The sequence below is a fragment of the Streptomyces sp. 2A115 genome, assembly GCF_052245575.1.
Classification (GTDB): Bacteria; Actinomycetota; Actinomycetes; order Streptomycetales; family Streptomycetaceae; genus Streptomyces.
In genome coordinates, this window is sequence record NZ_JBQQCG010000179.1 from 1 (window position 1) to 5572 (window position 5572).

The 5572-nt window shown below is 67.5% G+C and carries 4 protein-coding genes and 3 pseudogenes; 3 read left to right on the forward strand and 4 right to left on the reverse strand.

Annotated features, from left to right (window positions below; genetic code table 11):
* Positions 1-225 precede the first annotated feature (225 nt).
* Both ACTWQR_RS55170 and ACTWQR_RS55175 read left to right on the forward strand, forming a co-directional pair.
* Positions 226-558, forward strand: a pseudogene (locus ACTWQR_RS55170) (transposase); the annotation flags it as partial.
* 241 nt (positions 559-799) lie between these two features.
* Positions 800-1318 (forward strand): hypothetical protein, encoded by a 519-nt coding sequence (locus ACTWQR_RS55175; protein WP_443234920.1) that lies wholly within the window; start codon positions 800-802, stop codon positions 1316-1318.
* Positions 1319-1509: 191 nt separating this feature from the next.
* Here the strand turns inward: ACTWQR_RS55175 and ACTWQR_RS55180 are convergent.
* From ACTWQR_RS55180 to ACTWQR_RS55190, 3 genes and pseudogenes are all read right to left on the reverse strand, one after another.
* Positions 1510-1846, reverse strand: a pseudogene (locus ACTWQR_RS55180) (transposase); the annotation flags it as partial.
* 86 nt (positions 1847-1932) lie between these two features.
* Positions 1933-3915 carry an amino acid transporter gene (locus ACTWQR_RS55185; protein ID WP_443234923.1) on the reverse strand — a complete coding sequence of 661 codons (1983 nt, stop codon included), beginning with the start codon at positions 3913-3915 and terminating at the stop codon, positions 1933-1935.
* Between the two features lie 212 nt (positions 3916-4127).
* On the reverse strand, positions 4128-4301 hold the full coding sequence (locus ACTWQR_RS55190) for a hypothetical protein (RefSeq protein ID WP_443234921.1): 174 nt from the start codon (positions 4299-4301) through the stop codon (positions 4128-4130).
* A 96-nt stretch (positions 4302-4397) separates the two neighbouring features.
* Here ACTWQR_RS55190 and ACTWQR_RS55195 point away from each other — a divergent pair.
* Positions 4398-4604, forward strand: a pseudogene (locus tag ACTWQR_RS55195) (IS630 family transposase); the annotation flags it as partial.
* An 84-nt stretch (positions 4605-4688) separates the two neighbouring features.
* On the opposite strand, the gene ACTWQR_RS55200 reads toward ACTWQR_RS55195, so the two are convergent.
* Positions 4689-5336, reverse strand: a complete 648-nt coding sequence (locus ACTWQR_RS55200; protein ID WP_443234922.1) for a GNAT family N-acetyltransferase — start codon at positions 5334-5336, stop codon at positions 4689-4691.
* Positions 5337-5572 lie beyond the last annotated feature (236 nt).

The following is a 5572-nucleotide window of genomic DNA, read 5'->3' on the forward strand; positions in this document are numbered from 1 at the left end:
ACCCGATGGGGCCGCCGTTGACGCCTCCCATACGGCGGCCCGTACGCTTTTGACGGAACCCATACGCCGGACTCCCCCGCGGGTGCCGGACCAGCTCCTCCCGGGGAACGCCGACGGCCCACACCGGGACCGGACGCTGTTGGTAAATCGGGGGTGGGCGTGACGACGGCCTGCACGTCCCTGTTGGGGTTGTGCAGGCCGTCGTCGTGTCGAGGGGTGGGTTCGGTGTCGTTGCGTGGGGTGGATCTGGGGGAGATCCCGGAAGAGACCGCTCGGCTGGCACGTGCGGTGTTCCCGAAGGGCTGCCTGGTGATGCGTGTGCGGGATGTGCTCGGCCCGGTGTTCTCGGATGCCGATTTCGAGGAACTTTTCCCGGTCAGGGGGCGGCCGGTGGTGTCTCCGGCCCGGCTTGCGCTGGTGTCGGTGTTGCAGTTCGCCGAGGGGCTGACCGACCGGCAGGCCGCGCATGCGGTCCGCTCGCGTCTGGACTGGAAGTACGCCCTTTCACTGGAGTTGGCCGACACCGGATTCGACTTCTCGGTGCTCAGCGAGCTACGACTCCTCCGGCAGCGATAAGCATTTACCGCAGCCCGGTGCACACCGAAGCTGCACCGAGTCGCTGAACTGCACATTCGCGACTCCTTCCACACTATGGCGCCATCGGTGATACACATGGCGCCATATTTGGCTCCACATGGCGCCACTCATGTGCCATGATGGCGTCCAGGTGGTGCGCTGCTCGGCCTCGCAGGCCGAAGGGTGCGCGTTTCGCGGAGTGAGCCATCAAAGGGGCCGGATCATGGAGACAGCACAGAACCAGCAGCAGGCGGCACCCGGCGCCTTAACCGCCTTCGCCCGCTTCGTGCTCTGCGGCGGCGGGGTGGGGCTCGCCTCCAGCTTCGCCGTGGCGGCCCTCGCCTCCTGGATCCCCTGGGTCCTGGCCAACGCCCTGATCACCGCGGTCTCCACGCTCCTCGCCACCGAGCTGCACGCCCGCTTCACCTTCGGCGCGGGCGGGCGCGCGACCTGGCGCCAGCATGCGCAGTCGGCCGGGTCCGCAGCGGCCGCGTACGCGGTGACCTGCGTGGCGATGCTTGTCCTGCACCAGCTGGTGGCGGCGCCCGGTGCGGTGCTCGAGCAGGTCGTCTACCTGTCCGCCTCCGCACTCGCCGGTGTCGCGCGGTTCGTGGTGCTGCGCCTCGTCGTCTTCGCGCGGAACCGCTCGCAGACCGCGGCCAGCGTCCGCACCGCCCGTCCCGTGCCCGCGACCGTGGCCCGCGCCTCGGCCGGCCGCGCGGTGCTCTGCCACGCCACCTGACCGTTACGCAGGGCGACGTCCCGCAGGCCAGCATACGTAAAATGCTCGATAATCTGCGGGTTTGTAACTCCTGAAGGTGGCTGGCTGTCGAGGGGGCGGGCAGTCGCTGGACCTCAACGGCGCCTACACCGCGGGACCGCTCGCCGAGAGCATCGATACCAAAGCCGACAGCAATTACCTGGTGCAGTTCAAGATGGCCGACGACGCCACCGAGTCCTTACTTCCGCGACGCCTGCCTGCGTGCGCCCGGCGTGCTGATGAGCACGACACACGGTGGAGTCCACACCCACCATGGACCAGTCGATCCGGCCGTCCGCGTCGGCATCAGCCTGGACAGCCCGGAAGATCCTCTCTGCCCGCTCCCGAACCTCCTTGGCAGGTCTTGTCACAAGATGCCGGCCCGCATACGGAACAGGATCCCTTGACGACCTGCCAGTGATCCTTCCACCGTCCACCCCGACCGGTGTTCTTCGGGAAGTGCGGCTCCAACTGAGCCCACTGAGGATCAGTTGGATCCCCCCGCCCCAGATGGCGCTGAACGATCGACAGTCCGGCTCGTCACTGACCCCATCGGACAGACCCTGGGCGTCGTCTTCGCCGGACGGGGCGCTGGGTCAGCCGCCGACGTGGATGCCGGGGCGGCGGTCGGGGTCGGGTTCGTTGCTGCGGATGATCTCGCGGGTGACCGGAGCGGTATCGCCGCGGCCGAGCAGGAAGTAGCGGAACATGTGCATCAGGGGGCTGCCTTCGGCCCACGCGAAGTAGCAGTGCGGCTGAACACCGGTGACGTTGCGCAGGGCGAGCAGGATCGCGGCGATCGCGTTCGGTGCGGCCGGTGCCTCGGCGCGCAGGATGCGGTAGCCGTCGACCTCGACGCCGCGTACGGCGAGGACTTCACTGAAGTCGGACGGGTCGACCACGTCGATTTCCACGAACAGCACATCGGCCGGGGCGGGCACCGGATTACTGCCGCGCTGCTCCCGCTCCTTGCCGGAGTACTCGGCGCCGTCGCCCGCCTCACGCCGGTTGGCGATGATGTTGATGGAATTGTCGTGGGCGAGGGTGTCGGTGATGAACCGGCGGGCAGCCTCGTCGAAGACAATGCGGTCGGCGCGCAGTTCGGTGGTGCGCGACACCCGGGAGATCAGCGACACGGCGATGATGCCGGCGATGAACATCCCCGAGATGGCGATGCCGTCGGGCTTGTCGACGATGTTCGCCACCAGGGCGTAGAGCAGGACCGCAGTGAGACCTGCGAAGCCTGTGGCGGTCGCGCGCCGGCGGCGGCGTACGACCGAGACGGTGACGGCGAAGGCGCCGGAGACCATCATGGCCAGGATGCCGGTGGCGTAGGCGCCGGCCTGGGCGTCGACGTCGGCGTCGAACGCGATGGTGATGAGAACACAGAGGGCGGTGTAGACCATCACGACCGGGCGTACCGCGCGGCCCCACTCCGGGGCCATGCCGTAGTGGGGCAGGTACCGCGGGACGATGTTGACCAGCCCCGCCATCGCGGAGGCGCCCGCGAACCACAGGATCAAGATGGTGCTGACGTCGTAGACCGTGCCGAACGCCTCCCCGACGTGCTCGTGGGCCAGCCAGGCCAGGGCCCGGCCGTTGGCCCCGCCGCCGGGCTCGAACTCCTTGTGAGGAATAAGGACGGTAGTCACGAAGGTCGCGGACAGGAGGTAGACGCTCATGATGAGCGCGGCGGTGGTCAGCAGCCTGCGGGTGTTGCGGATCCGCGAACGCAGCCGCTGCTCAGCGTCGGCGCCCTCGGCGGACACCAGCGGCATCATGCTCACCCCGGTCTCGAAGCCGGACAGCCCCAGCACCAGCAGCGGAAACGCCACCAGCGCCGGCCCCGCCAGATCACCGAACCCGCCTCCGCCCTCGCCAAGCGCGTCCGTCCACGCCGACCACGCCCCAGGCGTGGTGAACACGTCCACCAATCCGACGGCGATAATCACGGCGTTGAGGACCAGGAAGACCGCGACCAACGGGATGGCCACGCTGACCGCTTCGCTGAACCCGAGCAGGAACACCCCTCCGAGCACCAGCAACAGCGCCACCGTGATGGCCACCTCGTGACCGTGCAGGGCATGGGGCAGGTAGGGGTTTTCCACCATGTGGACGGAGGCGTCCGCGGCGGACAAGGTGATCGTGATGATCCACGACGTGGCCACGAAGCCGAGCAGGACCAGCACGAACAGCTTGCCCCGCCAAAACGGCAGCAGATCCTCCAGCATCGCCACCGACCCGGCTCCGTGCGGACTCTCCCGGGCCACCCGCCGATACATCGGCAACATCCCCACTAGCGTCAACGCCACGATCAGCAACGTCGCCAACGGCGACACCGCCCCGGCCGCAAGCGCCGCGATAGCCGGGACATAGGCCAGGCTGGAGAAGTAGTCCACCCCGGTCAGACACATCACCTTCCACCAGGCGTGCGGCTCGGCATGCCCCTCACCTGCCGCCGGCCCGACCGGCTGCACCCGATGATGCAACAACCACCGCGCCAGACTCCCGGTCGGCTGCTCCCGAAGAGCGGGACTGTCCACCACTTCCGGCACCGCCAGCTCGTTGGCGTCCTTCATATCCCCCACGTGTCCCCCCATTTGCCTTGCCTACCTGCGCAGCGCACCCGGTCCCACCAGTCACCGCACCCGACGATCATCGAGTATGCGGATCTCAGCCCTGGCAGCTGCATCCGGGGTGGGCACACGGTCGGTTGGGCTCGTCCTCAGCCCTGTTCTCCTCCCAGCCTCACCCCGTTGAGGGTGCTGAAACCGCGCCAGGCTGAGCATGGTCAAGACCGGAAGAACATCTCCATCAGGCCGGCGGCGATCAGGACCCATGCCGCGATCACTAGCAACCACACCGTTTCGGTCACCACTCCGACGGCGCCCAGGAACATCACGATCAGAAGCAGGGTGTATTCGGTGCGCCGGATGCTGCGGTACGGGTCTTCAGGCTCGGTCATTCCGCCGACTTCCTCAGCGTCAAAGGGCTCAACGGATACATCGACTGCCTACGGCTGGGATCACGGACTCGGCATCGGGAGACACTCCAGGCACACGAGGCCCACTTCGGACCGCTGCGGCAGTTCACCGTCGCCAACTCCAACCACACCGCCCAGACGCGGGCCCTGCACGCCTACCTGAGGTGGCGCAACGCCAACGCCCGCCATCCCGACGTCCTCGCCGCTCAACGCCGTGAACGTGCCCGGATCCGCAGTGAGAAGGGCATCCGGTGGGGCGGGCGACCGCTTGCCACTGCGGTCTGACCCACAGCGCGGTTTGCAACACCGCCCCAATCTGGACTCGTCGTTCCGCAGACCATCCGCGATGATCTCCACGCCACTACACGGTCAGGCCAGGCCGAACCATGGCAGGCACTCCGGCAAACCTTCCATCTTCACGGGGACCAGTTGGTGTTGTTGCCACTGTTCAGCAGTGAGGCGGAGCCTGCGCAGCACGGCGGGCTTGGCACGTACGGCATGACGCTCAATGCCGTCCTCGCGATAGCCGAGCTTGCGCGAAACCTCCAGCGAGGCTGTGTTCTCCGCATATGCTCCAGAAACAGCGTGCTGTGCACCGAGTCCAGCGAAGGCCAGGTGGAGGACAGCCGCGCGCATCTCAGTCCCCAGGCCCTGGCGGTGGTGGGCCCTGCCCAGCCAGGAACCAGTGCCTACTTCACGGCGGACCGAGAAGTCCCGGGCACCGGTGCCCTGGGTACCCACGACAATCCCGTCGCGCACGGCCACCAAAATCAGCTCCCAGTTCTCCGGCTGCCACTCGCCCCAGCAGCGCCAGTGGTACTGCAGGACGCTCCGAGCACGCTGCTCGGGCTCGACATCGGTCCATGCCACGGTGAACGGCTGCACCGCCGGGTCATGCACACCATCGGCGGCCAATGAAGCCAACGCGGCGAGATCATCCAGATTCGGCAACCGCAGCTCCAGCCGCGGCGTGGTCAACCGCAGGCCCGCAAGCGGCCAGTGGGTAAGCAGGGTCATGACCGGGGATTCTTCTCGCCCCCGGCCAACGTGACCACTGGATTTTCGAGAGGAGGCGTGTTGCGGCCGTTTTCTACGCCCAACGCGGTGGACCTATTCGGTCAGGGCACTAGTAGGGCTTGGTCAGGTGCGTATTGGTGTGGGTATGTCGTGGTGGCAGGTGGGGCAGGCACCGGTCCAGAGGGCGAGGAGTGTCTGCAGCTCGCGGACGACCTGGTAGAGGCTCAGGCCGGCGC